This window comes from Micromonospora sp. NPDC005171 (assembly GCF_040608575.1).
Lineage (GTDB): Bacteria > Actinomycetota > Actinomycetes > Mycobacteriales > Micromonosporaceae > Micromonospora.
The window spans coordinates 356022-380686 of the sequence record NZ_JBEXIM010000002.1 but is presented as its reverse complement, the minus strand read 5'-3'; the positions used below and the strand labels follow the sequence as shown (position 1 = coordinate 380686).

At 71.8% G+C, this 24665-nt stretch carries 22 protein-coding genes; 18 read left to right on the top strand and 4 right to left on the bottom strand.

The genetic code is table 11. The features are described from left to right. Positions 1-20: 20 nt before the first annotated feature. Positions 21-695 carry a hypothetical protein gene (locus ABZU74_RS05730; protein WP_355418883.1) on the top strand — a complete coding sequence of 225 codons (675 nt, stop codon included), beginning with the start codon at positions 21-23 and terminating at the stop codon, positions 693-695. A 39-nt stretch (positions 696-734) separates the two neighbouring features. Here the strand turns inward: ABZU74_RS05730 and gabT are convergent, their stop codons facing one another. Together gabT and ABZU74_RS05720 are read right to left on the bottom strand one after the other, a co-directional pair. Beyond that, the gene (gene gabT, locus ABZU74_RS05725) at positions 735-2006 is read right to left on the bottom strand and encodes a 4-aminobutyrate--2-oxoglutarate transaminase (protein ID WP_355418881.1); all 1272 of its coding nucleotides are present in this window, start codon (positions 2004-2006) and stop codon (positions 735-737) included. 3 nt (positions 2007-2009) lie between these two features. After that, entirely contained in the window at positions 2010-3446 is a 1437-nt protein-coding gene (locus ABZU74_RS05720; RefSeq protein WP_355418879.1) for a gamma-aminobutyraldehyde dehydrogenase, read from the bottom strand. Between the two features lie 143 nt (positions 3447-3589). Here ABZU74_RS05720 and ABZU74_RS05715 point away from each other — a divergent pair, with 143 nt between their 5' ends. Then, positions 3590-5029, top strand: a complete 1440-nt coding sequence (locus tag ABZU74_RS05715) for an aldehyde dehydrogenase family protein (protein WP_355418877.1) — start codon at positions 3590-3592, stop codon at positions 5027-5029. Between the two features lie 19 nt (positions 5030-5048). Here the strand turns inward: ABZU74_RS05715 and ABZU74_RS05710 are convergent, their stop codons facing one another. Further along, a complete protein-coding gene (locus ABZU74_RS05710) occupies positions 5049-6290 on the bottom strand; it encodes an SUKH-3 domain-containing protein (RefSeq protein WP_355418875.1) in 1242 nt (413 codons plus the stop codon). Between the two features lie 79 nt (positions 6291-6369). Between ABZU74_RS05710 and ABZU74_RS05705 the strand changes: the two genes are divergently transcribed. The 13 genes from ABZU74_RS05705 (at position 6370) to ahcY (ending at position 20676) form a co-directional block, all read left to right on the top strand. Then, on the top strand, positions 6370-6792 hold the full coding sequence (locus ABZU74_RS05705; protein WP_355418873.1) for a YbaB/EbfC family nucleoid-associated protein: 423 nt from the start codon (positions 6370-6372) through the stop codon (positions 6790-6792). Beyond that, positions 6789-7121, top strand: coding sequence for a hypothetical protein (locus ABZU74_RS05700; RefSeq protein ID WP_355418871.1), 333 nt, complete (start codon positions 6789-6791; stop codon positions 7119-7121). Before ABZU74_RS05705 ends, ABZU74_RS05700 begins: the two co-directional genes overlap by 4 nt. A gap of 15 nt (positions 7122-7136) precedes the next feature. Beyond that, positions 7137-11159, top strand: a complete 4023-nt coding sequence (locus ABZU74_RS05695; protein ID WP_355418869.1) for a toxin glutamine deamidase domain-containing protein — start codon at positions 7137-7139, stop codon at positions 11157-11159. Continuing rightward, on the top strand, positions 11131-11448 hold the full coding sequence (locus ABZU74_RS05690; RefSeq protein WP_355418867.1) for a hypothetical protein: 318 nt from the start codon (positions 11131-11133) through the stop codon (positions 11446-11448). Before ABZU74_RS05695 ends, ABZU74_RS05690 begins: the two co-directional genes overlap by 29 nt. Positions 11449-11480: 32 nt before the next feature. Beyond that, complete coding sequence (locus ABZU74_RS05685; RefSeq protein ID WP_355418866.1) at positions 11481-11729, top strand: hypothetical protein; 249 nt, start codon at positions 11481-11483, stop codon at positions 11727-11729. Between the two features lie 173 nt (positions 11730-11902). After that, entirely contained in the window at positions 11903-12544 is a 642-nt protein-coding gene (locus ABZU74_RS05680; protein WP_355418865.1) for an endonuclease V, read from the top strand. A 150-nt stretch (positions 12545-12694) separates the two neighbouring features. After that, the gene (locus ABZU74_RS05675; RefSeq protein ID WP_355418864.1) at positions 12695-13762 is read left to right on the top strand and encodes a hypothetical protein; all 1068 of its coding nucleotides are present in this window, start codon (positions 12695-12697) and stop codon (positions 13760-13762) included. Between the two features lie 70 nt (positions 13763-13832). Then, entirely contained in the window at positions 13833-15218 is a 1386-nt protein-coding gene (locus ABZU74_RS05670) for a phosphomannomutase/phosphoglucomutase (RefSeq protein ID WP_355418862.1), read from the top strand. 61 nt (positions 15219-15279) lie between these two features. Next, the gene (locus ABZU74_RS05665; protein ID WP_091394023.1) at positions 15280-15465 is read left to right on the top strand and encodes a Trm112 family protein; all 186 of its coding nucleotides are present in this window, start codon (positions 15280-15282) and stop codon (positions 15463-15465) included. Next, positions 15462-16658, top strand: a complete 1197-nt coding sequence (locus tag ABZU74_RS05660; RefSeq protein ID WP_091394020.1) for an SIS domain-containing protein — start codon at positions 15462-15464, stop codon at positions 16656-16658. The genes ABZU74_RS05665 and ABZU74_RS05660 overlap by 4 nt, the downstream gene beginning before the upstream one ends. 67 nt (positions 16659-16725) lie before the next feature. After that, complete coding sequence (locus tag ABZU74_RS05655) at positions 16726-17733, top strand: cation diffusion facilitator family transporter (RefSeq protein WP_355418860.1); 1008 nt, start codon at positions 16726-16728, stop codon at positions 17731-17733. 3 nt (positions 17734-17736) lie between these two features. Continuing rightward, positions 17737-18900 (top strand): mannose-6-phosphate isomerase, class I, encoded by a 1164-nt coding sequence (manA, locus tag ABZU74_RS05650; RefSeq protein WP_355418858.1) that lies wholly within the window; start codon positions 17737-17739, stop codon positions 18898-18900. Between the two features lie 276 nt (positions 18901-19176). Then, a complete protein-coding gene (ahcY, locus tag ABZU74_RS05645; RefSeq protein WP_355418856.1) occupies positions 19177-20676 on the top strand; it encodes an adenosylhomocysteinase in 1500 nt (499 codons plus the stop codon). Between the two features lie 92 nt (positions 20677-20768). Here the strand turns inward: ahcY and ABZU74_RS05640 are convergent, their stop codons facing one another. Continuing rightward, a complete protein-coding gene (locus ABZU74_RS05640; protein WP_355418854.1) occupies positions 20769-20927 on the bottom strand; it encodes a hypothetical protein in 159 nt (52 codons plus the stop codon). 173 nt (positions 20928-21100) lie between these two features. Between ABZU74_RS05640 and efeU the strand changes: the two genes are divergently transcribed. From efeU to efeB, 3 genes are read left to right on the top strand one after another with little or no spacing between them, the layout of a single operon-like run. Next, complete coding sequence (efeU, locus tag ABZU74_RS05635) at positions 21101-22000, top strand: iron uptake transporter permease EfeU (RefSeq protein WP_355418852.1); 900 nt, start codon at positions 21101-21103, stop codon at positions 21998-22000. Positions 22001-22022: 22 nt separating this feature from the next. Beyond that, on the top strand, positions 22023-23156 hold the full coding sequence (gene efeO / locus ABZU74_RS05630) for an iron uptake system protein EfeO (RefSeq protein ID WP_355418850.1): 1134 nt from the start codon (positions 22023-22025) through the stop codon (positions 23154-23156). 25 nt (positions 23157-23181) lie between these two features. Continuing rightward, positions 23182-24459, top strand: a complete 1278-nt coding sequence (gene efeB / locus ABZU74_RS05625) for an iron uptake transporter deferrochelatase/peroxidase subunit (protein WP_355418848.1) — start codon at positions 23182-23184, stop codon at positions 24457-24459. Positions 24460-24665: the final 206 nt, after the last annotated feature.

Here is a 24665-nt window from a genome sequence, read left to right as displayed (position 1 = left end):
CGAGGACGGGAGTGACGGCGATGAGGGTTCAGCGCAGGCACGTGCTGGCGGCGGGTGTGGCGGTGCTCGCCGTGGTGGGCGTGTCGGTGGGGACCAGTTTCGGGTTCGCCGACACGGCCCCGGCCCGGTCGTCGGTCTGCTCCGGCTCGGTCACCTTCTCGGCGGAGGGCGGTGCGCCGGCGGCGACCAGCGACCGGTTCCCGGTGGGTACCCGGCTGCGGGTGACGAACCTGGACAACAACCGGGCGACCACTGTGACGGTGACCGGACCGTCGGGCAGTTGCGTGCTGCTCAACGCGGCGGCCATGGAGTTGGTCCGCGAGCCGGGGAAGAACGTGATCCGCCGCAACGTGGTGGAACGCGTCGACGGCGCGGCGCCGCCCGCCGGCGCCCCGGCCCCCGGCACCGTCCGCCCCGGCGCAGCGTCGCCCGGCGCGCCCGGCCCGGCGCCCCGGTCGGCGTGCTCGGGGGCGATCACCTTCTTCGAGGAGGCGGCCGGGCCGGCGGCGACCAGCGGGCAGTTCCCGGTGGGTACCCGGCTGCGGGTGACCAACCTGGACAACAACCGGGCGACCACTGTGACGGTGACCGGACCGTCGGGCAGCTGTGTGCTGCTGAACTCCGCCGCCATGGAGCAGATCCGCGAGCCGGGCAAGAACCTGGTGCGCCGCAACACTGTCGAGGTGCTTCGCTGACGTCGGCGGAGGGGCCCGTGCGCCGGGCCCCTCAGCCGCTCAGCCGAACGCGGCGTCGAGGAGGTCCGCCCCCCGGATGATCTGCTCGTCGGAGATCACCAGTGGGGGCAGGAAGCGCAGCACGTTGCCGTACGTGCCGCAGGTCAGGGTGAGCAGGCCGGCGGCGTGACAGGCCGCCGAGATCGCCGCGGTGGCGACCGGGTCGGGGGTCAGCGTGCCCGGCAGCACCAACTCAATGGCGAGCATCGCGCCCCGACCGCGTACCTCGGCGACCCGGGGATCCCGTTCGGCGATGGCCCGGAGCCGGGGGACCAGCAGCGACTCGATCCGTCGGGCCGCGCCGGCCAGGTCCAGTTCGTGCATGGTCTCGATGGTGCCCAGCGCGGCGGCGCAGGCGATCGGGTTGCCGCCGTACGTGCCGCCGAGCCCGCCCACGTGCACCGCGTCCATCAGCTCGGCCCGACCGGTCACCGCAGCCAGCGGCAGACCACCGGCGATGCCTTTGGCCAGGGTCACCAGGTCGGGTTCGACGCCCTCGTGCTGACAGGCGAACCAGTCACCGGTACGGCAGAAACCGGTCTGGATCTCGTCGGCGACGAAGACCACCCCGGCGGCCGTCGCCCAGGCCCGCAGCGCGGGCAGGAAACCCGGCGCGGGTACGACGAAGCCGCCCTCGCCCTGGATCGGCTCGATGAGCAGCGCGGCGACGTTCTCCGCGCCGACCTGCTTCTCGATCATCTCGATGGCCCGGGTAGCGGCCTCCGCGCCGGAGAGCCCGCCGTCGCGCAGCGGGTACGACATCGGCACCCGGTAGATCTCCCCGGCGAACGGCCCGAACCGGTGCTTGTACGGCATGTTCTTCGCGGTCAACGCCATGGTCAGGTTGGTCCGGCCGTGGTACGCGTGGTCGAACACCACGACCGCCGGCCGCCCGGTGGCGTGTCGGGCGACCTTCACCGCGTTCTCCACCGCCTCCGCGCCGGAGTTGAACAACGCCGAGCGCTTCTCGAACCCGCCGGGCGTCAACGCGTTGAGCTGCTCGCACACGGCCACGTACGACTCGTACGGCGCGACCATGAAGCAGGTGTGGGTGAAGCGGTCCACCTGCGCCCGGACCGCCTCGACCACCCTCGGGGCCGAGTTGCCCACGCTGGTTACGGCGATGCCGGCGGCGAAGTCGATCCACTCCCGGCCGTCGACGTCGGTGATCGTCCCGCCGGATGCGCGGTCCACGTAGGACGGGATCACGCTGCCGACACCCCGGGCCACCGCATCGCCGCGCCGCTTGTGCAGCTCCTCGCTCGACGGCATGGGTCAGCTCTCCAGGTTGTGCATGACGTGCTTGATCCGGGTGTAGTCCTCCAGGCTGTAGACCGAGAGGTCCTTGCCGTGCCCGGAGTGCTTGAAGCCGCCGTGCGGCATCTCCGAGACGAACGGGATGTGCGTGTTGACCCAGACGCACCCGAAGTCCAGTCGACGGGTCATCCGCATGGCCCGGCCGTGGTCCCGCGTCCACACCGACGCGGACAGGCCGTAGTCGACGCCGTTGGCCCAGCGCACCGCCTCGTCCTCGTCGGAGAAGCGTTGCACGGTGATGACCGGCCCGAACACCTCGTCCTGGATGATTTCGTCGGCCTGACGCAGCCCGGAGACCACAGTCGGCGCGTAGAAGTAACCGCGTTCGCCCTGCCGGGACCCACCGGTCTGGATCGCCGCGTGGTCCGGCACGCGGTCCACGAACCCGCTGACCCGGGTGAGCTGGTTGGCGTTGTTCAGCGGGCCGTAGAGCACGTCGGCGTCGTCCGGGGCGCCGGTCTTCGTGTTGCGGGCCTGCTCGGCGAGCGCCGCCACGAAGTCGTCGTGGATGCCGGGGCCGGCCAGCACCCGGGTGGCCGCCGTGCAGTCCTGCCCCGCGTTGAAGTAGCCGCCCAGCGCGATGGCCTCGGCCGCCGCCGCCACGTCCGCGTCGTCGAAGATCACCACTGGGGCCTTGCCGCCCAACTCCAGGTGGGTCCGCTTCAGGTCGGGGGCCGCCGCGGCGGCGACCTCCATGCCCGCGCGGGTCGAGCCGGTGATCGACACCAGCTGCGGGGTCGGGTGCGACACGAGGGTACGACCGGTGTCCCGGTCGCCGCAGACCACGTTGAACACCCCCGGCGGGAAGAACTCCGCGGCGATCTCGGCGAGCAGCAGCGTCGACACCGGGGTGGTGTCCGACGGCTTGAGCACCACAGTGTTGCCGGCGGCGAGCGCGGGGGCGATCTTCCAGACCGCCATCATCAGCGGGTAGTTCCAGGGGGTGACCTGCGCGCAGACGCCGATCGGCTCACGCCGCACGTAGGAGGTGTGCCCGGCCAGGTACTCCCCGGCGGACCGTCCCTCCAACATCCGGGCGGCGCCGGCGAAGAACCGGAACTGGTCCACCGCCGGGGGAAGCTCCTCCTCGGCGGTGAGCTGGCGGGGCTTGCCGGTGTTGCGGACCTCGGCGTCGACCAGCTCGGCGGCGCGCGCCTCCACGGCGTCGGCGAGCTTGAGCAGCGCCCGCTGTCGCTCGGCGGGGGTGACCTCCCGCCAACTCTCGAAGGCGGTGGCGGCGGCGCTCATCGCCGCATCCACGTCGGCGGCGCCGGAGACCGGGGCCTGGGCGAACACCTCACCGGTGCAGGGGTCGACCAGGTCGGCGTAACCGCCATCGACCGGGTCGACGTAGGAGCCGTTGACGAAGTTGCGCAGCTGCTGCTGGTCACTCATGGCGGGATCACTCCGAGGGGGCCGGGGGCGCGTTTCTGCGGCGGTTATCGCAATCTCTCTGCCATCTTCGCTACTGAATTCGCGGCAGACAAGGGTTATCGCGACTGTTTCCGTCGGCTCATCCCTCGGCTACGCTGCTCGCCGTGGAGCCCGCACCCTTCTTCGTCGCCTCCCGCCCCGCCACCGGCGAGGGGGACCTGACCGTCCACCACCCGTACGACGGCCGCCCCGTCGGGCGTACCACAGTTGCCACGCCCGACCAGGTCGACGCCGCCGTCGCCGCAGCGGCCGGGGTGGCCGCGCAGGCCGCGGCCCTGCCCGCGCACGCCCGCGCGGCGGCCCTCGACCACGTGTCCCGGCGGCTCGCCGAGCGCGCGGGCGCGATCGCCGCCCTGATCACCGCGGAGAACGGCAAGCCGCTCAAGTGGGCCCGCGCCGAGGTCGGGCGTGCGGTGTCGACCTTCCGCTGGGCCGCCGAGGAGGCCAGGCGATTCTCCGGCGAGTTGCAACGACTCGACACCGACCCGGCCGCCGGCGGGCGGATCGCGCTGGTCCGCAGGGTGCCGAGAGGGCCCGTGCTGGGCATCACGCCGTTCAACTTCCCGCTCAACCTGGTCGCCCACAAGGTGGCACCGGCCATCGCCGTCGGCGCTCCGATCATCGTCAAGCCCGCGCCCGCGACCCCCCTGTCCGCGCTGCTGCTCGGCGAACTACTGGCCGAGACCGACCTCCTGGCCGGGATGTTCTCGGTACTGCCGCTGCCCAACGACCGCGCCGCCGAACTGGTCACCGACCCCCGGCTACCTGTGGTGTCGTTCACCGGCTCCGGGCCGGTCGGCGCGGCCATCCGTCGCGCCGCGCCGGAGAAACACGTGACACTGGAGTTGGGTGGCAACGCCGCCGCTGTGCTCTGCGCGGACTGGACCACCGACGAGGACCTGAACTTCGCCGCGCAGCGCATCGCGACGTTCGCCAACTACCAGGCCGGCCAGTCGTGCATCGCCGTCCAGCGGGTGTACGTGCACCACGCCCGGTACGCCGACTTCCTGCCCCGGCTGGTGGCGGCGGTGCGGGGACTGCGGACCGGAGACCCGGCGTCCGAGCTGACCGACGTCGGGCCGATGGTGTCCGAGGACGCGGCCCGCCGGGTCGAGACGTGGGTGGCCGAGGCCGTCGCCGCTGGCGGCACCGTCGAGGTGGGCGGCCTCCGCGACGGCGCGACCTACCCCCCGACAGTGCTCACCGGCGTGCCGGCGAACGCCAAGGTCGTGGCCGAGGAGGTGTTCGGGCCGGTGCTGGTGGTCGCCCCGGTCGCCGACGACCAGGCCGCGTTCGCCGCGGTCAACGACTCGGCGTACGGCCTGCAGGCCGGCGTCTTCACCCGGCGCCTGGACGTGGCCTTCGCCGCCGCCCGCGCGCTGGAGGTGGGCGGGGTGATCGTCGGCGACGTGCCGTCGTACCGCGCCGACCAGATGCCGTACGGCGGAGTGAAGGGCAGCGGCGTCGGCCGGGAAGGGCTGCGCAGCGCTATGGACGACTACACCGAGCCCCGGGTCATGGTGCTGACCGGCCTCGCGCTCTAGGACGCGGCACGGTGCCGGGCTAGTCGGCCTGCCAGGTGCCGTCGTCGCGAACCCGGGCGGGGGCGCGGCCGAGCAGCAGGGTGGTCAGCGCGGCGTCGATGGTGTCGCCGAGGAACCACTCGCCGGCCTGGTCGAGCGCGAACACCCGACCGCGTTCGTCCACCGCCAGGATGCTGTCCTGCTGCTCGGTGCCGATCGGAAAGAGGCGTACGCCGAGCACCGCGCCGAAGTCCGCGAGGGTGTCGGCGGTGTGCGCGATGGTGTGCGGGCGGATGTCGAAACGGGAGATCCACACCTGCTCGCCCCGGCCGCGCCGCGCGCCGACCAGGCTGGGGAACGCGGTGAGCGCCTCCACGGCGGCGGGAAAGACCTCGTGCTGATGGTTGCGCCCCGACACCGACGTGACGTCCCGTACGGCGGCGGCGGCCATGATCTGATCCCCGATGTGCGGTCGCCAACCGGCCGCGACCAGCGCGTTCGCGACCTCCGCCGGAAAACGCCCAGGATCGGGGTCGGGTGCCTCCGGCGCGAGCCAGGTCTCGGTGTAGGCGCGGGCCGACTCCGGCAGGACGTTCGCCCGCACCAGGAAGTTGAGGCACGAGTCGCAGGGCCGCTCGGCGGGCCCACCAGCCGGATCACCCGGCTCACGGATCCGGAAGATCTCGAAGCGGGCGCCCTCCAGCAGTGCCGCCGCCTCGGCCCGCCCCATCGGCGCGATGCCCTCGGCGGCGCGGCGGTGGTCGTACTCGTGCAGGACGTCGGAGACCACGATCAGCTCGGCGTGAGCCGCCCCGCCGCGAACCAGGTCGCCGGGAGGCAACTGGTGCAGATAGTCGCTCACCAGCGGGTGATGGTTGAGCGGCACGTCGGCCTTCGTGCCCTGGGCCGTCCAGATCCGCCCGTCGATGGTCAGGTGCGCGGCGGTGTTCGGGGTGGCGCCGCGGTGGATTTCCCGCACCAGCAGGCTCGACGGATCGACGGTGCGGGGAGCGGTCGGCCCCGGAGGCTGGCTACGTCGGTACAGCTCCGCCACCACAGTGCTCGGCACCCGGGGCCAGGTGGTGACAGTGCCGGTCTGCTTGTCGATGACCGTCGTCGGCAGGTCACCCGGCACCGTGCGCACCTCGGTGGGCACGACGGACGTGATGACGTAACCCAGGTCGAACTCGTCGACCATCGCTGTGCACTCGTGGCCGAGGCGCTGCGAGTCACGGCGGGCCCAGGTGGCCGCGAGCTGCTCGGCCTGTTGTCGGTCGATCACGCATTGAAACTACCGGACTACACGGATCGATGGCGGCCGGTATTGTTTCGCTCTACCGACGGTGACGGGGAGGGCGGCGGTGGACGAACAGGCGGACCGGGGCGTCAATCGCGAGCTACGGGCCCGATTCGACGACGTGTACGGGCAATACCAGCAGCTCAGATCCGGTTTGGACACGCTCCAGACGCGACTCGCCGCACTCCGGGTGACCCGCAGGTCGGCCGACGGGCAGGTCACTGCGACAGTGGGCGCCCAGGGCCAGTTGATCGAGGTCGAGCTGACCCCGGCCATCTACCGGGACCGCGACGCCGGGGCGCTCGGCGGAAAGGTCACCGAAACTATCCGGGCCGCCGCGACCGCCGCCGCCGACGCCACCCGCGACCTCGTCGCCGAGAGCATGCCGGCCGGCTCCGGGACGATGGACTTCCTCAAGACCGGCGACTACGCCGCGCTGCTCGGTCGGGCCGACGCCGTACTCGGCAAAGGTGAGGCGAAGGCATGACCGACGGGCAGCTCTGGCTTGATCCGTCCCGGGCCCGCCGGGGCGGTGCCGACCTGGCACTCGCCGGTGAGGCGGTGACGGCCCGCCGCGCGGTGGAGGGGGGCGCGATCGAGGCCGCCAGCGGTGCCCGGCCCTGGGGCCGCGACGACATCGGCGCCGCCTTCGAGCGCAACTACCGCGGGTTCGAGCAGACCGTGCTGCGCGCCTGGGCCGGCGTCGGGCACCGGCTCACCGAGCTGGGCGGCGACGTGGTCGAGGCGGTCGACGCGAGCGTGCAGACCGACGGGGCCAGCGCCGCCCGGGTCGGTCGGGCCGCCGACCGGCGCTGACGGCCGACGATCCCGATGAGCGTGCTGCCGAGTCCCATCCCGCACCCCCTGGACTACGCGCCGTGGGACGTGCCCGGCTGGATCTACGAGGCCCTCGACTGGGTGGTCGGCGTGCAGTGGCCGGAGGGCAACGAACGAGCCGTCTGGGACGTCGCCGACAAGTGGTACGCGGTCGCCTCCGTGCTCGCCGGGCCGCACGCCGACGCCGCAGCGGCCGCCGCCGAGGTGCACAACGGGTACGGCGGTGTCGGGGCGGTCGACGCGGCGTTCGAAGCGGCCTGGCGGGGGATCGCCGAGGGTGCCGACGCCCCGCTGCCCGTGCTGCTCGCGGTAACCGCCGACCTGGGCCGGCTGGTCGAGGAGTGCGGCTGCGACATTGAGGGCGCCAAACTCGAAGTCTGGATCGAGCTGGGCATCCTGGTCGTCGAGCTGCTCACCGTGGCGGTGGCGGCGGTGCTGACCGCAGGCGCCGCCACCCCGGCCGCCGGCGCGGCAATCACCGCGACCCGGCTACTGGTGCAACAGATCTTCAAGCGGCTGATGGGCCAACTCGCCAGCAAATCCCTCAGACACGGGCTCAAGGAGGCCGGCGAACGGGCCGCCAAGGAGGCCGCCCGAGGCGGTGTACGCGGGCTCGCCAAGCGGGCCGCCCGGGAAGGGCTGGAGGAGGCCACCGAGGAGGCCGGGATCACCCTGGCCACCCAGGCGTACCAGAACTCCACCGGGCGGGCACACGGCCTGGACCTCACCGATCTCGGTGCCTCGGCGGTCGGCGGGCTGGCCGGTGGGGCGGTGGCACCGCTGGCCGGTCTGGGCCGGCACGCGACCGGGCGAGCGGCGAAAGTCGGCGAGCACCTGGGGCGGGAGATGACCGGCGAGGTGCTCGCCGAGAGCGCCGCGAGCCTGGCCACCGGTCAGGGCCTGACCTCGATGGAGGACGTGGCGCGCGCCGCCGCGTCCGGGGCCACCGGTTCCGCGACCGGCCAGACCGACCACGCGCTACGCGCCCGGCTCGATGCGCAGGCAAACGCCCTCGCCGGAGGGTCGTACGCGGGTCCCTCCCTTCCGTCCGTACTGCCTGCTGCAGGGGACGCGGCCGCTGCGGCGTCGTCTTCCTCCCTCGGGGCCGCATCTGCGGCGCTGCCGTCTGCGGCGGTCTCGTCTGCGGGGCTCCCGTTTGCGGCGGTCTCGCCTGCGGCGGTCGCGCCCGACGCGCACACGTCGGCAACGATGCCGTTCGGTGCGGTGTCCGATGTGGAAGGTGTGCACCGATCGGTAAGTGCTTCCGAGACGACGACGTCGACGGGCGGGCCGTTCGGGGAGAGAGCTGGCCCGTCCCAGCCGGTCACGGCCAACCCCCCGCTTGTGGCGGTGACCACCGATCCGGCCACGTGGGCGGTGCGTGCCGATCCGGCCACCTCTGCTTCGACCACCGATCCGGTCAATTCTGCTTCGGCCGCCGATCCGGCCACGTCGGCGGTGGCTGCTGATCCGAGTCAGCCTGTGGTGGGTGCTGATCCGCGGCTTTCGTCGGTGTCCGCACCCGTGGCCGGTCCCCTCGAATCGGGCGGCACTCCGGCTGCCAACGCTGCGCCCCCGGCCCACCCCGGCAGCTCACCGCACCCCACCACCTCCGGACCGACCGCCTGGCCTCTGGCGACCGGCCCCTCCGCACCGACGATCGCCCCCGGCCCGGCCGCGCCGGTCACCTTCAGCGTCCCGACCACCACCAACGGGCCGCTGCCGGTCGCCGCCGCCGCACCGGTGGTGGGTCGGTTCGCCGTGCCGTCGCGTGTCCCGACCCGGGAGACGCCCGCACCGGTGCGAGCACCAGAGGAGCATCCCGCCCGGGGAAGGGCGTCGGTTCCCGTCGACGTGGCCGCGTTCGGTGCCCCGTCGGTGCGCGAACCCGAGACCACCGACTCGTACGCGGCGCAGTGGGCCGCCGCTGCGGAGGCCGCCGAGCGGCGGCGCTACCAGGAGCACTACGAGTCGCTGCGGCTCGGGTTCGAGAACACCCGCCGGCAGGCCGAGGCCGCCCGACTACGCACCCGTGCCGTGGAGCACGATCGCCGAGCCGTCGAGTACGCCACCTACGCCCGACAGCTGCACCAAGCCGGCAACCGTCAGTGGGCCGACGGCTGGCAGCGCGCCGCGAACGAGGAGGCACGCGCGTACTCAGAATGGCGTGACCTGGCAGACGCGGTGCTGGCCGGCAGCACGGCCCCGCCGGTCGTGGACATCACCGCCACCTTCGAACACGCCAACCGGGACGTGGGCGCGCTCGCGCTCGGCGCTGTGGAAACTGGTGGCCCGTCCCGGCTCACCGGCGACGACGATCCGCCGCCGATCGACGACTCCCGGCCGTACGGGCAGCCCGGAGGACTCCGGCCACCGCTCGCCCTGCACCAGGTCGACGTCGAACGGCAGATGCCCCGCGAGCCGGACGGCACCGTCGCCCGCACCGCCGACCCCCGACAGGGCGGCTGGTTCCGACTGCTCAACGACGGTGGTCCCGCAGCCGACGCCACCCGGGGCATCAACTGCCTGGACTGCACTCTGTCGCTGTTCGAAACCTGGGTGCACGGGCGACCCCGCGTGTCGGCGCCACGTACCTTCGACGGCTACCTGGACGGTGACATCCGGCGCCCCATCCGTGGCGAGGCCGGCGGCCCGGGTCGGGTCGAGGACGTGACCGGCGGGCGCTTCCAGCAACTCGTCGCCCCCGGCCAACGTACGGATGCCGCGCAGGCGCGGCAGGCCGCCGACCGGGGCTACCGCAACCTGCACGACCAACTGTTGCTGGGCGGCCACGGCAGCTACTCGTTCCTGGTCACCGAGTGGGCGCACGGCGGTTCGCACGCCTGGGTGGCGCTCAACCAGAACGGCACTGTGCTCTACGTGGACCCGCAGAACGGCGTGGTCCGGGACCGGCCGCTCTACCCCGACGTGGTCGGCATCGATGCGCTGGTGCTGAGCGGAGACGGTCGACCGATGCCACTCGGCGGACTGCCCCGGGGCCGGTTCAGCGAACGACCCGACCTGCCGGATCACCCGCCGACGCACGACGACGGCGGCCACGGCGACCCGTACATCAACCGGATGTACCTGCTCCTCGACGGCCCGGGCTCGGCGCAGTACCCGAACGAACCGGCTGGTGATCCGACCACAGCGAATGAGCTGGGTGATCCAGCCGTCGAGTTGGCGCGACTTACGGCAAGCGAGTTAGCGGCTCTGACGGAGCTTCGGCATCGCGCACTCGCGGCCGCCGATCGAGTCGAAGAGACTCTGACTCAGGTCGGGCGCAACGTGACGGAGGCTCTGGGTCTTAAAGAGCCGGTGCAGCTGCGCGACCGCGACTTTCGCGTCAAAGGGCTGGGTTCGCTGGCACGGAAGTTCGTCGATGAGGCACGGGGTCTGAACATTGGGGCCGAGGAATTCTCGCAGACGGTGAATGACGTCCTCCGGTTCTTGTTCGAGATGCCACCCGGGGAGAGCTATCGGCGGGGCGTTCAACTAGTGCTCGCGGGGCTCCGGGAAGCCGGGTTCTCCGTCCCGCAGTCGGACCTCAAGAATTTCTGGCGGGCGGGTAACAGGTTCTACGGATTCAACTGCACTCTCCGAACTCCCGACGGGCTCCTCGTCGAGCTGCAGTTGCACACGCGTGACTCGCGGGAGGTGTGGATGCAGACTCACGGCGACTACGAGATCCTGCGCCGGGTCTCAAGCCGGCCGGAGGAGCATGTGCACGCGTTCCTGCGGATGCTTGCCGCCAACCGTGAGCGCCGGATGCCGGAGTCCGTCCCGCCCGCCTTGGAGGACTATTTTCCGACTAAGGACGCAAGCTTTGCCAAGTGGTTGAGCAAGAACGGAGACGCCTGGCAGAAGTATCGATCATGGCTTGACCGTCAAGGGATCAGCTTTTCGCAGGTGGTGCATGAGTTGGGGTTGAATTCTTCCGACTTCCCAATAACAGCGGACGTCGTCATCAAGTTGGAGGAAGAGATTGTTGACGTATTACGTGATCTACCGAAATGACGAGAGGGTCGGGGGTCCGGCCGGACTCTTCGTAATGGACGTAGGCACAGGTAACGCCATCCTCTGGGATCACCGCAGCGGGCACTGGGCCTTCGATCCAGCTCTGGTCGTGCGCTTTGTGAACGACTATCGAAACGTCGACCGCTTCGAAACCGTTGATCGAGCGACGGCCGAGAGAGTGGCCGAGACCGTCAGCGGGGGTATTGCGCTGCCCGACGAGGACGACATCCGAGCCATGTTCGCGCCGGGTGCCGGCGACGCTGGCAAGCAGCCGTCCGGTCGGCAGTGATTGGGCGTGCGAGGGCCGAATAAGATCGACGCATGGCGAAATCCGGTACGCAGAGCGTCAGGTCCACCGTCTGGGCCTGGCCGGTCGGCATCCTGATCGGCCTGGCGATCGGCATTCCGGTGTTCGGTGCGAAGGGTGGCGTGGCCTTCGGTGTCGCCCTCGGCACTGCCTTCGCGCTCGGCCTGGGCGCGATCAGGGGCCGAGCCGACGGTGACACTGCCCGGGGTGGCCCGGACGGCAGCGTCGCCGGGGATGGCGCTGACGCCTCGGGCCGAGTGTGATCGACTCGGGTTCCTTGAAGTCGGGGCATCCAGGTCCGAGGGACAGCCCGACTTCCGTGAAGCCGAGTGGATCATCACGCGCGCCAGCCACGAGCGGCGCGCCAGCCACGAGCGGCGCGCCGGGCACGAGCGGCGCGCCGGGCACCGTCGGGCCGGGGAGTGTCGCGGAGGCGGTGGCCGTACAGGAGGAGTTGCGGCCGTTGGTGGACCTGGTCGGGCCGGGGCCTGGCGCGCCCGCGACGGTGGCCGGCCTGGACGTCGCGTACGCCGAGGGTGGTGACCTGCTGGCGGCGGCCGTGACGGTCCTGGATGCCCGGACCTTGGCGGTGGTGGACTCCGCGGTCGGTGTGGGGCGACCCGCGTTCGACTATGTGCCGGGGTTGTTCGCCTTCCGTGAGTTGCCCGCGCTGCTCGGTGCGCTCGACCGCCTGACCACCATGCCGGACCTGCTGGTCTGCGACGGGCACGGGCTGGCCCATCCGCGCCGGTTCGGGTTGGCGTGCCACCTCGGGGTGGTCACCGGGTTGCCCGCGATCGGGGTGGGAAAGACGCCACTGGTCGGGACGTGGGATCCGCCGTCAGCTGAGCGGGGTTCCTGGTCGCCGTTGCGCGACGGTGGTGACGTCGTCGGTCGGGTGCTGCGGACCCGGGACGGGGTGAAGCCGCTCTTCGTCAGCGTTGGTCATCGGATGAGCCTGGAGAACGCGACCGCGCAGGTGCTCGCGTTGACCCCGCGCTACCGGCTGCCGGAGACCACCCGCACCGCCGACCGACTCTGCCGCGACGCTCTCGCCGAGGCGGAGCAAGCCGGCTGACCGGCAGGTCAGTCCGGCCACCAGCAGGTCGGCGGGCCGGGTCGTAAACCGTAACGCCGCACACATCCGGGCCGCTCTATGACCGGTGGGGCAGGTGGGCCGGTAGTAGCCTGACCGCGGACCCCACCCGGGGAGAACGGCGAGGTGATCATGACAGTGCGTCGACGCGTGGCGCGGCTCGCGGCGGTCTGCGGTCTGGCGGGCGGCCTGGTGATGCTCGGTGCGTCGCCGGCGCTGGCTGACGAGGACTCGGTCCGGGTGGGCGCGGCCAGCAGCTTCGCCGCCGGTGGTTCCGCGCAGGGAGTGAACGTCGCGGTGCGTAAGCGCACCGACGGGTGCGTCCTGCTGCGTACCGCGCTGGGCTTCAGCCTGCAGGGTCTCCAGCCGAACCAGGTGGCGGTCCAGGTCAACGCGGGCGGGCGCTGGTTCCCGGTGGCCGTCACCGGCGGTGCCGGCCACGTGTCGACAGCGCAGACGTCACCCCTGAAGCCGACGCTGTGCAAGGGCAAGGCCATCACGGTGCGCTACCGGGTGGCGTTCGCGGCGGGTGCGCCGGGCGGCCGTCTGGTGGTCACCGGCGCGGGCATCAGCGCCGCCGGCCAGACGCTGGGCCGCGCCACCGACGCGGCGCGGCTGACCGGAGGGCGGGTCACCCCGTCGCCGACCCCGTCGCAGTCGAAGAAGCCGACGCCCACCCCGAGCCCGACCGAGGTCGCGACCGTCGACGACGCGGTGAACCCGGCGGCGCTGGGTGGGGTGTCCGGCGCACCGAACACCACGGCGACCGCCGCCGAATCGTCCGGAGGAGGATCACCGGTGATGTACTTCGGCATTGTGCTGGTGGCGGTCGGACTGCTGCTCATCGTGCTGCTGTTCCGCCGCTCGCGGCAGGACCGGAAGCCGTCCGACGACGCCCCCGGCGCCCTGCCGGGCAACCCCGGCGGCACCACCTACCGCGCCGGGGGTGGGTTGCCGGCCGCGCCCGGTCGCCCCGGTCAGGTGTACGGCCAGCAGCCGCCGGTCGACGGCTGGGGTGCTCCGGTGCCGGCCCCACGTCCCGCCACCGGCGGGGTCTACGGCGCGCGTCCGGAAACTCCTGCTCCGACGCCGGAGGCGACCCAGCCGATGCCGGGTCGGCCCGATGGTCGCCCGTTGCCCGGTGACCCGCCCACCGACGGCGGCGGCCACACCGTGTTCATTCCCCGGCTCCCCGGCTGAGCGGAGCGGGGCCCGGCCCCTCCGTTAGGCTCAGGATCGGTGTCTAACCTGCGGCCAAGGAGTGGAACACGTGTCTGATCTGTCCCAGATTGTGAAGGCGTACGACGTCCGCGGGACGGTGCCGGACCAGTGGGACGAACGGGCCGCCGAGGCACTGGGCGCCGCCTTCACCCAGCTGCTCAACTCCACCGACGAGCCAGGCGACGCTGTCGTCGTCGGGTACGACATGCGGGCCACGTCGCCCGGCCTGGCCGCCGCGTTCGCCGCCGGCGTACGCGCCGAGGGGCGCTCGGTGATCGAGATTGGCCTCGCCTCCACCGACCTGCTCTACTACGCGTCCGGCTCGCTCGACCTGCCCGGCGCGATGTTCACCGCCAGCCACAACCCCGCACAGTACAACGGCATCAAGATGTGCCGCTCCGGCGCCCGCCCAATCGGCCAGGAGAGTGGCCTGGCCGAGATCCGGGAGCGGGCCCAGGCCCTCCTGGATTCGGGCGACGCGCGTCCCGCCGGTGCGCCGACCCGGCCCGCCGAGCGGCGCGACCTGCTCCCCGACTACGCCGGCTACCTGCGCAAGCTGGTCGACCTCTCGGGCATCCGACCGTTGAAGGTGGTCGTCGACGCCGGCAACGGCATGGGTGGCTACACCGTTCCGACAGTGCTCGGCGACGCGGCCCTGTCGCCGCTGCCGCTGGAGATCGTGCCGCTCTACTTCGAGTTGGACGGCAGCTTCCCCAACCACGAGGCCAACCCACTGGACCCGGCGAACCTGGTCGATCTCCAGCGCGCGGTGGTTGAGCACGGGGCCGACATCGGCTTGGCCTTCGACGGTGACGCCGACAGGTGCTTCGTGGTGGACGAGCGCGGCGAGCCGGTCTCGCCGTCGGCGATCACCGCCCTCGTCGCGGCCCGTGAGCTGGCCAAGCACCCCGGTTCCACGGTGATCCACGGCCTGATCACCTCCAGCGCGGTCGCGGAGATCATCCGGGAGCACGGGGGGCAGCCGGTGGTGGCCCGGGTCGGGCACTCCTTCATCAAGGCGGAGATGGCCCGCACGAACGCCGTCTTCGGCGGCGAGCACTCCGCGCACTACTACTTCCGGGACTTCTGGTTCGCCGACACCGGCATGCTCGCGGCGATGCACACGTTGGCCGCGCTGGGCGAGCAGTCGCTGCCGCTCTCCGTGCTGGCCGGTGAGTACGAGCGCTACATCGCCTCCGGCGAGATCAACTCGACGGTGACCGACCAGGCGGCGGCGGTTGCCGAGGTGCGCGAGGCGTACCCCGACGCGGTGGCCGACGAGATGGACGGGCTCACCCTGCGTTTCCCCGACGGCGCCTGGTTCAACCTGCGCGCCTCCAACACGGAGCCGCTGCTGCGGCTCAACGTCGAGGCGCCCACCCGGGATCGGATGGTCTCACTCCGGGACGACGTGCTCGACCGCGTTCGCCGATAAGATCGCCTGCGCCGGTCGGCACCGCCGTCGGTCAAGCCGCACACGTGGAAGGAGCCGTGCCATGGCCCTGGATCCGCAGTTGCTCGAGATCCTTGCCTGTCCGGACACGCACCACGCCCCGCTCACCTACGACGCCGAGGCGCAGACGTTGACCTGCACGGAGTGCGGCCGGATCTTCGAGGTCCGCGACGACGTGCCGGTGCTGCTGCTCGACGAGGCGCGCGGCGGCCCCGGGCAGTCCTCATGATCGACGGTACGGCCGGGGTCAGTGGACGTCGTGACGCCGACGAGGCCCTGCTCGACAACCCGCAGGCGTTGGCCGAGGCCGACCCGGGCGGCATGCTCCGGCACACCGCGTCGGCCGGCGCGCAGGTGCGGGAGAGCGCGGCACTGGCGGCCGAGGCGAACCTGGCGGTGCTCGCCGACGACGGGCGGCCCCGGGCCGTCGTGATCGCCGGCATCGGCACGGCGGGGCGTACCGGGGACGTGCTGGCCACTGTCGCCGGCCCGCGCTGCCCGGTCCCGATCATCGGGCACCGCAGCGCCGGCGTACCCGGTTGGGTCGGCGCGGCCGACGTGGTGATCGCGGTGAGTGCGTCGGGGCGCAGCCCGGAGGCGCTCGGCGCCGCCGAGGCGGCCCACCGGCGTGGTGCCCGACTCGTCGCCGTGGGCGCCCCGGACTCGCAGTTGCAGTCGATCGCCGAGCAGGCCCGGGCTCCGTTCATTCCGGTGCCTCGGCGTGCCCCGGCGCGGGCCAGCCTCTGGGCGCTCACCGTCCCGGTCCTGCTCGCCGCCCGGTCCCTCGGGCTGGTGAAGGTCAACGAGGCGGACCTGGCGGAGACCGCGGCCCGGCTCGACGCGGACGCGGACCGCTGCCGGTCCGCCGCCGAGTCCTTCGTCAACCCGGCGAAGTCACTGGCACTGGGTCTGGCCGGTTCGATCCCGATCGTCTGGGGCTCGTCTCCGCTGGCCACGGTGGCGGCCCGCCGGTTCGGCGACACGCTGTCGGCGAACGCCCGCTACCCGGTGGTCACCGGGGCGCTGGGTGAGGCCGGGCGGGGTCGCGTCGGGCTGCTCGACGGCGTCTTCGGCGGCCTGGCCGAGGGGGAGCGGGACATCTTCGCCGACCCGGCCGAGGACGACGGCGAGGGCACCCGGCTGCGGCTGGTGCTGCTGCGCGACGGCGGGCTCAACGCCGAGGACGACACCGACGAGCCGCTCGCCGTCGAGGAGCGCCGTGCGGACGCGGTGCAGACCCTCGCGGAGCGTCGTGGCGTGCGGTGCGACGTGGTGACCGCCGAGGGCGGTTCCGCCCTGGAGCGGCTGGCGTCGCTGATCGCCGTGCCGGATTTCGCCTCGATCTACCTTGCCCTGGCTCATGGGCTGGACCCGATGGCCGTTCCGGCCATCACCGAGATGAAGGAGCTTTCGAACCAGTGAACGAGCGTAGGGGGCGGCGCGTCATGCGCGGACCGGGCGGCTTCGTGCGGCGAAGCGGAGCGGTGGCATGAGCGCGAACGGTGGGACGAAGGCGATTGTCGCCGCCCTGCTGGCCAACGTCGGCATCGCCGTCACCAAGTTCATTGCGTTCCTGCTCTCCGGGTCGTCGTCGATGCTGGCCGAGTCGGTCCACTCGGTCGCCGACTCCGGCAATCAGGGGCTCCTGCTGCTCGGCGGCAAGCGGGCGAAGCGCGCGGCCACCCCGGAACACCCGTTCGGGTACGGCCGGGAGCGCTACATCTACGCGTTCATCGTGTCCATCGTGCTGTTCAGCATCGGTGGTCTGTTCGCGCTGTACGAGGCGTACCACAAGTGGTCGGATGCCCACGGGATCACCGAATGGCAGTGGTTGCCGGTGGTCGTGCTGGTCGCGGCGATCGTGATGGAGTCGTTCTCCTTCCGGACGGCCATCAAGGAGTCCAACCACGTCCGGGGCAACCAGTCCTGGGTGCGTTTCATCCGTCGCGCCAAGGCGCCGGAGCTGCCGGTGGTGCTGCTGGAGGACTTCGGCGCGCTTGTCGGTCTGGTGTTCGCGCTCTTCGGTGTCGGCATGACCCTGATCACCGGCAACGGCCGGTGGGACGCCGCGGGCACCGCGATGATCGGCATCCTGCTGGTCGTCATCGCCGTCGTGCTGGCCATCGAGACGAAGAGCCTGCTGCTCGGTGAGGGCGCCGAGGCGTCCGATCTGGCCGCCATCGAGCGGGCCGTCGCCGACGGCCCCGAGGTGGAGCGGATCATCCACATGAAGACGCTCTACCTGGGCCCGGAAGAGCTGATGGTGGCCGCCAAGATCGCCGTGCCGGAGTGGGAGAGCGCCCACGACCTGGCGCGCGGCATCAACGCCGTGGAGGCGCGGATCCGCGCGGCGGTGCCGATCGCCCGGGTGATCTACCTGGAGCCGGACGTCTACAGTGCCGCGGCCGCGGAGGCCGGCACGGGCGCCGCCGCCGACACCGCCGTGCCGCAGCCGCAGGACACGTCGGGCGAGGCGGCCGGGCGGCCCGGGGGCTGACGGGTGGAGCCACTGTACGGCCCGATACGGGACTACGCCTGGGGCTCGCGCTCGGCCATCGCCCTCCTCCAGGGGCGCTCGGTGCCGAGCGCGGGCCCGGAGGCGGAGCTGTGGTTGGGGGCCCACCCGGGCGGCCCGGCGCACGTGGATCGCGCCGGTCTGCGGGTGAGCCTCTGTGACCTGGTGCGGGACGAACCAGGTCAGTGGCTCGGCCAGCGGGTGTCGGAGCGGTTCGGTAGGCGGCTGCCGTTCCTGCTCAAGGTGCTCGCGGCCGACGCTCCGCTGAGCCTGCAGGCCCACCCGGACGCCGAGCAGGCGCAGGCCGGCTACGCGGCGGAGGCGGGGCGCCCGGAGGGGCAGCGCAACTACTCCGACCCGCACCACAAGCCGGAGTTGCTTGTCGCTCTCACCCCGTTCGAGGCGCTCTGCGGGTTCCGCGACCCGACGGAGTCGGCCGAGGCGCTCGCCGCGTTCGGCGTACCGGCGTTGGCACCGGTGGTCGCCGCGTTGCGGGAGGGGCCAGCGGGGCTGCGGACGGCAGTGCGGACGCTGCTCGGCTGGCCGGTCGCCCAGCGGCACGAGCTGCTGGCCGCCGTGGTGTCAGCGCCTGCCGACGGCCCGGACGCGGAGCTGACCCGCCGGCTGGCCACGGCGTACCCGGGCGATCCGGGTGCGCTCGTCGCGCTGCTGTTGCACCACGTTCGGCTGGTCGCGGGGGAGGGGATCTGGATGCCCGCCGGCAACCTGCACGCCTACCTGAGCGGCTGCGGAGTGGAGATCATGGCCGCCAGCGACAACGTGCTACGGGGTGGGCTGACCCCGAAGCGGGTGGACGTCGACGAGTTGCTGCGGGTGCTGCGCTTCGAGGTGCTTGACGATCCGGTGCGAGCCCCGCAGCCGGTCGCCCCGGGTGTGGACTGGTGGCCCGTGCCGGTGGACGATTTCGCGCTGCACCGGGTGCGGGTGGACGCTGCTGTGCCCTCGGTGACGCTGCCGGTGCCCGGCCCCCGGGTGGTGCTCTGCGCTGGTGGCTCGATCACCGTGGACGACGGTGCCGGCGCGTTGACGCTGGCCTCCGGCGAGGCGGCGATCGGTATGTCGTCCGGCGCGGCGCTGCGCATCGACGGCGCCGGGCTGGGGTTCGTGGCGACGTCCGGGTTGCGCTGACCGCGCTACCGAACAGCGCAAGTCCGACTTTCCCGGAATAGCTTGACGCCGCATTGCCTGAGTGTGACTCTATGAGTACGCAGCGTTATCGCGACGACGGTCCGAGAACGTGCGGGGGAACCAAACCGGGGGGATGCACGGGGCGGGCGGGACGTGGGCGGGAAAGTCCGTCCATCACCGACCGCCCCGTGCGCTGTGCGCGGACCGTGCCTGCTGCCCGTCGCCGACGCGCGTAAGGTGGAGGGTCGGCGCAGACATCGTTCGACAGGAGCTTTCATGACCAGCACCCTCCCGGCGTCCGCCAGCGGTACGCCGTCCGAGGCCCGGCCGAGCACGCTCGCCGATGGCGACTTCAAGGTGGCGGATCTATCGCTCGCCGAGTTCGGGCGTAAAGAGATTCAGCTCGCCGAGCACGAGATGCCCGGCCTGATGGCGATCCGTCGAGAGTTCGCCGAGGCACAGCCCCTCGCCGGCGCGCGGATCACCGGTTCACTGCACATGACCATCCAGACCGCCGTCCTCGTCGAGACCCTGGTCGCGCTCGGCGCGCAGGTGCGCTGGGCGTCCTGCAACATCTTCTCCACCCAGGACCACGCCGCCGCGGCGACCGTCGTCGGCCCGGACGGCACCCCCGAGGCGCCGGCCGGCGTCCCGGTGTACGCCTGGAAGGGCGAGAGCCTGCAGGAGTACTGGTGGTGCACCGAGCAGGTGCTGGTGTGGCCGGACGGCCAGGGCCCGAACATGATCCTCGACGACGGCGGTGACGCCACCCTGCTGGTGCACAAGGGCGCCGAGTTCGAGAAGGCCGGTGTCGTCCCGCCGGTCGAGTCCGCCGACTCCGAGGAGTACGCGGTCATCCTCGAGGTGCTGCACCGCTCGCTCGCCGAGGACGGCCAGCGCTGGACCGGGATCGCCGCCGGCATCAAGGGCGTGACCGAGGAGACCACCACCGGCGTGCACCGCCTCTACGAGATGCACCGCGCGGGCACCCTGCAGTTCCCGGCCATCAACGTCAACGACTCGGTGACCAAGAGCAAGTTCGACAACAAGTACGGTTGCCGGCACTCGCTCATCGACGGCATCAACCGCGCCACCGACGTGCTGATCGGCGGCAAGATGGCGGTCGTCATGGGCTACGGCGACGTGGGCAAGGGCTGCGCCGAGTCGCTGCGCGGCCAGGGCGCCCGGGTCGTGGTGACCGAGGTGGACCCGATCTGCGCGTTGCAGGCCGCGATGGACGGCTACCAGGTCGCCACCCTGGACGACGTGGTCGAGCAGGCGGACATCTTCATCACCGCCACCGGCTGCTTCGACGTCATCACAAACGAGCACATGGCCCGGATGAAGCACCAGGCCATCGTCGGCAACATCGGTCACTTCGACAACGAGATCGACATGGCCGGGCTGGCCAAGCGGTCCGACGTCGAGCGGGTCAACATCAAGCCGCAGGTCGACCTGTGGCGCTTCGCCGACGGGCACGCCATCATCGTGCTCTCCGAGGGCCGCCTGCTGAACCTGGGCAACGCGACCGGGCACCCGAGCTTCGTCATGTCGAACTCGTTCGCCAACCAGACGATCGCTCAGATCGAGCTCTTCACCAAGACCGAGGAGTACCCGATCGGCGTCTACGTGCTGCCGAAGCACCTGGACGAGAAGGTGGCCCGACTGCACCTCGGCGCGCTCGGCGCGAAGCTGAGCACGCTGACCAAGGAGCAGGCCGCCTACCTCGGCGTCTCCACCGAGGGTCCGTTCAAGCCGGATCACTACCGCTACTGATCGACATCTCCGGACCGGGTCGGCTGTTCGCAGCCGGCCCGGTTCGTCGTCTCCGCCGCAGGCTCGGCGGGGTCGGCGTCTCCGCCGCCGGCTCAGCCCGAGCGAGGGCCGCGCCGGGTGGGCCGGAACCACGTCCAGACGCACCAGACCAGCCAGCCGACCGACACGACGGTGGCCAGCGCCCGCAGGCGTAGCGCGCTGAGCAGCAGCACCACTGCCAGCACGGCCAACCACGGCAGGAATCCCCTCACGGCGGGGATCCTTCCACAGCCGAGCGGCGACGGGGGCCGGCCGCCGGGCGGCCGTCGTCCTCGCCCCGGGCTTAGTGAGCTTGTCGTGAACGACTTGACGAGGGCCCCGAGCAGGGAGGAAGGTATGCCTGCCCTAAGTCAGCCAAGGCGTGCCTAACCTACTCGGAGCGCGGATGTTCGCCACCTACCTGATCGGCCTGCGGGAAGGGCTGGAAGCCACCCTGGTGGTCAGCATCCTGGTCGCCTTCCTGGTGAAGTCGCAGCGCCGGGACCGGTTGCCGCAGGTCTGGGCCGGCGTCGGCCTGGCCGTGGCGCTCTCGGTGCTCTTCGGCTGGCTGATCGAGTACACGTCGACCTCGCTGCTGTCCCGCTCCGAGGATCGCGAGTTGTTCGAAGCGATCACCTCAGTCGCCGCCGTGGTCTTCGTGACCTGGATGATCTTTTGGATGCGCCGGGCCGCCCGAACCATCGCCGGCGAGCTGCGGGGCAAGCTCACCGAGGCGCTGGCCGTCGGGTCCCTCGCCGTCGCCGGAATGGCCTTCCTCGCGGTGATCCGCGAGGGCCTGGAGACCGCGCTGATCTTCTACTCGGCCGCCCAGGGCGCGGCCGGCGACAGCGGGCCGCTGCTCGCGTTGATCGGCGGCATCGTCACCGCCGTGGTCCTCGGCGTGCTGCTGTACGCCAGCGCCCTGCGCATCAACCTCAGCAAGTTCTTCACCTGGACCGGCGCGCTGCTGATCCTGGTCGCCGCCGGCATCCTCAAGTACGGCGTGCACGACTTCCAGGAGGCCGGTGTCCTGCCCGGCCTGAACAACCTGGCCTTCGACATCACCAGCGTGCTCGACCCGAGCACCTGGTACGCGGCCCTGCTCGCCGGCATGTTCAACGTGACTCCCGCGCCCACAGTGCTGGAGACGATCGCCTGGGTCGCGTACGCCGTACCAGTGCTCCTGCTCTTCCTGCGACCGGCCCGGCGCAAGCCGGCACCCACCGCGACCACCACCACCGTCACCGAGCGCGGGGCCGACACCAGCGCCGAGGCCGAGGCGGCGCCCACGCCGCAGCGTGCCTGACCCACGAGGAGAGACAGCTCAGATGCGTACCACCCAGTTCTTCGCGCTGGCCGCCGCCGGCGTGTTGGCGACGGCCGGTCTGGCCGCCTGCTCCGACTCCGACAAGGGTGACTCGGCCGCGTCCGGCGGACCGATCGTGGTCAAGGCCAGCGACACCGCCTGTGAGGTCGGCTCGACCGACCTCGGCGCCGGCACCGCCACCTTCAAGATCACCAACTCTGGTGCGAAGGTGACGGAGTTCTACGTGTACGCCGACGGTGACCGCGTGATGGGCGAGGTGGAGAACATCGCCCCCGGGCTGAGCCGCGAGCTGCACGTGGAGTTGCCGGCCGGCACGTACCAGACGGCCTGCAAGCCAGGGATGAGCGGCAAGGGCATCCGGGGCGCGCTCAAGGTCAGCGGGTCGGCGCAGCCGCTCACCGCCGACGCCGCGCTGGGTGACGCGACGGACAACTACCAGCGCTACATCAAGAGCCAGACCGCCGCGCTGCTGGACAAGACCGAGGAGTTCGTCGGCGCGGTCAAGGCCGGCGATGTGGCGAAGTCCAAGGCGCTCTACCCGGTCGCCCGCACCTACTGGGAGCGGATCGAGCCGGTTGCCGAGATCTTCGGCGACCTCGACCCCAAGATCGACGGCCGCGAGGAGGTCATCGAGGAGGGGATGGAGTTCACCGGCTTCCACCGGATCGAGAAGGACCTCTGGCAGTCCGGTGACATCAGCAAGGACGGCCCGATCGCCGACCGGCTGCTGGTCGACGTCAAGGAGATCGTGGCCAAGGCGAACGCCGAGAAGCTCTCCCCGCTCCAGCTCGCCAACGGTGCCAAGGAACTGCTCGACGAGGTCGCCAGCGGCAAGATCACCGGCGAGGAGGACCGCTACTCGCACACCGACCTGTGGGACTTCGCCGCCAACCTCGAAGGTTCCAAGGCCGCCGTGTCCGCCCTACGCCCCGCCTTGCAACAGCGCTCGCCGGAGCTGGTCACCCAGCTGGACACCGAGTTCGCCAACGTCGAGGGACTGCTCGGCAAGCACCGCGACGGCGACGGGTGGAAGCTGCACACCGCGCTGAGCAAGGCCGAGCTCAAGGAACTTTCCGACGGGATCAACGCGCTCGCCGAGCCGATCAGCAAGGTCGCCGCGGCCGTCGCGAAGTGACCACGAGGCAGAAAGAGTCGAGCCGATGAGCGGGAGCAGGTTGACCCGGCGCCGGGCCATCACCCTGGCCGGCGCCGGGGTGGCCGGGGTCGCCGGAGTGGCGGCCGGCGCGGGGGCACTGCTGAACGGCTCCCACGGCCCGGCCGCGGCGAGCGACCACCCGGCCGGAGCGGTGCCGTTCCACGGTGAGCACCAGGCCGGCATCGTCACGCCGGCGCAGGACCGGCTGCACTTCGTGGCCTTCGACGTGATCACCAAGGACCGGGCCCGGCTGGCCGAACTGCTCGAGGAGTGGTCAGCGGCCGCCGCCCGGATGACCGCGGGACGCGACGCAGGGATCCTCGGCGCGGTCGGCGGGATGCCGGAGGCCCCACCGGACGACACCGGTGAGGCGCTCGGTCTGCCCCCGTCGCAGCTCACCCTCACCATCGGTTTCGGGCCGACGCTGTTCCGCGACGCCGACGGGCGGGACCGGTTCGGCCTCGCCGACCGGCGGCCCGCCGCCCTCGCCGAGCTGCCGAAGTTCCCCGGCGACGCGTTGCAGCCGCAGCTCTCCGGCGGCGACCTCTGCGTCCAGGCCTGCGCCAACGACCCGCAGGTGGCGGTGCACGCGATCCGCAACCTGGCCCGGCTCGGCATGGGCGTGGTGAGCGTCCGCTGGTCGCAGTTGGGCTTCGGCCGCACCTCGTCGACCTCCCGGGAGCAGGCCACCGCGCGCAACCTCTTCGGGTTCAAGGACGGCACCGCCAACCTCAAGGCCGAGGACACCGACCTGCTGCGCGACCAGTTGTGGGTGCAGCCGGGCGACGGGCCGGACTGGATGACCGGAGGCTCGTACCTGGTCACCCGCAAGATCCGGATGCTCGTGGAGACCTGGGACCGGACCTCCCTCGCCGAGCAGGAGGAGATCGTCGGCCGGACCAAGGGCAGCGGCGCGCCGCTCGGTCGGAGCGACGAGTTCGACGAGCCCGACTTCGCCGCCCGCGGCGCGGACGGGAAGCCGGTGATCGCCGAGCACGCCCATGTCACGCTGGCCCACCCGAGCCGGAACGGCGGCGCCCAGCTGCTGCGCCGGGGTTACAACTTCGTCGACGGCTCGGACGGCCTCGGCCGGCTCGACGCGGGCCTCTTCTTCATCGCCTACCAGCGCGATCCGCGCCGTCAGTTCGTGCCGATCCAGACCCAGCTGGCGCGGCACGACGTGATGAACGAGTACCTGCGACACGTCTCCAGCGGGGTGTTCGCCTGCCCGCCCGGGGTACGCGACGGCGGGGACCACTGGGGGCGTGGGCTGTTCGGCTGACCGTCGTCCGGATGGCGACAGCGGAATCCGTCCGAGCTGCGGTGGCGCCGGGGGGCGCCGAAGGGGGATCATGGTGGTAGCCAGGCCCGGGGCCCGTCCGAGCGCCGGCGCCGCAGCACGTGGGCGCCGCCGTCGGTCGCGGTGACAGGTCCGTCGGCGGCGCTGTCCCTTTACCGGCAGACGCCGGTCCCACCGAACTGAATGAG

Excerpts from the sequence above, each read along its gene's own strand:
- ABZU74_RS05730 (WP_355418883.1), top strand. The coding sequence starts at position 21 with ATGAGGGTTCAGCGCAGGCACGTGCTGGCGGCGGGTGTGGCGGTGCTC.
- gabT (WP_355418881.1), bottom strand. The coding sequence starts at position 2,006 with ATGCCGTCGAGCGAGGAGCTGCACAAGCGGCGCGGCGATGCGGTGGCC.
- ABZU74_RS05720 (WP_355418879.1), bottom strand. The coding sequence starts at position 3,446 with ATGAGTGACCAGCAGCAGCTGCGCAACTTCGTCAACGGCTCCTACGTC.
- ABZU74_RS05700 (WP_355418871.1), top strand. The coding sequence starts at position 6,789 with ATGACCGACGGGCAGCTCTGGCTTGATCCGTCCCGGGCCCGCCGGGGC.
- ABZU74_RS05695 (WP_355418869.1), top strand. The coding sequence starts at position 7,137 with ATGAGCGTGCTGCCGAGTCCCATCCCGCACCCCCTGGACTACGCGCCG.
- ABZU74_RS05685 (WP_355418866.1), top strand. The coding sequence starts at position 11,481 with ATGGCGAAATCCGGTACGCAGAGCGTCAGGTCCACCGTCTGGGCCTGG.
- ABZU74_RS05675 (WP_355418864.1), top strand. The coding sequence starts at position 12,695 with ATGACAGTGCGTCGACGCGTGGCGCGGCTCGCGGCGGTCTGCGGTCTG.
- ABZU74_RS05665 (WP_091394023.1), top strand. The coding sequence starts at position 15,280 with ATGGCCCTGGATCCGCAGTTGCTCGAGATCCTTGCCTGTCCGGACACG.
- ABZU74_RS05660 (WP_091394020.1), top strand. The coding sequence starts at position 15,462 with ATGATCGACGGTACGGCCGGGGTCAGTGGACGTCGTGACGCCGACGAG.
- ABZU74_RS05655 (WP_355418860.1), top strand. The coding sequence starts at position 16,726 with ATGAGCGCGAACGGTGGGACGAAGGCGATTGTCGCCGCCCTGCTGGCC.
- ahcY (WP_355418856.1), top strand. The coding sequence starts at position 19,177 with ATGACCAGCACCCTCCCGGCGTCCGCCAGCGGTACGCCGTCCGAGGCC.
- efeU (WP_355418852.1), top strand. The coding sequence starts at position 21,101 with ATGTTCGCCACCTACCTGATCGGCCTGCGGGAAGGGCTGGAAGCCACC.
- efeO (WP_355418850.1), top strand. The coding sequence starts at position 22,023 with ATGCGTACCACCCAGTTCTTCGCGCTGGCCGCCGCCGGCGTGTTGGCG.
- efeB (WP_355418848.1), top strand. The coding sequence starts at position 23,182 with ATGAGCGGGAGCAGGTTGACCCGGCGCCGGGCCATCACCCTGGCCGGC.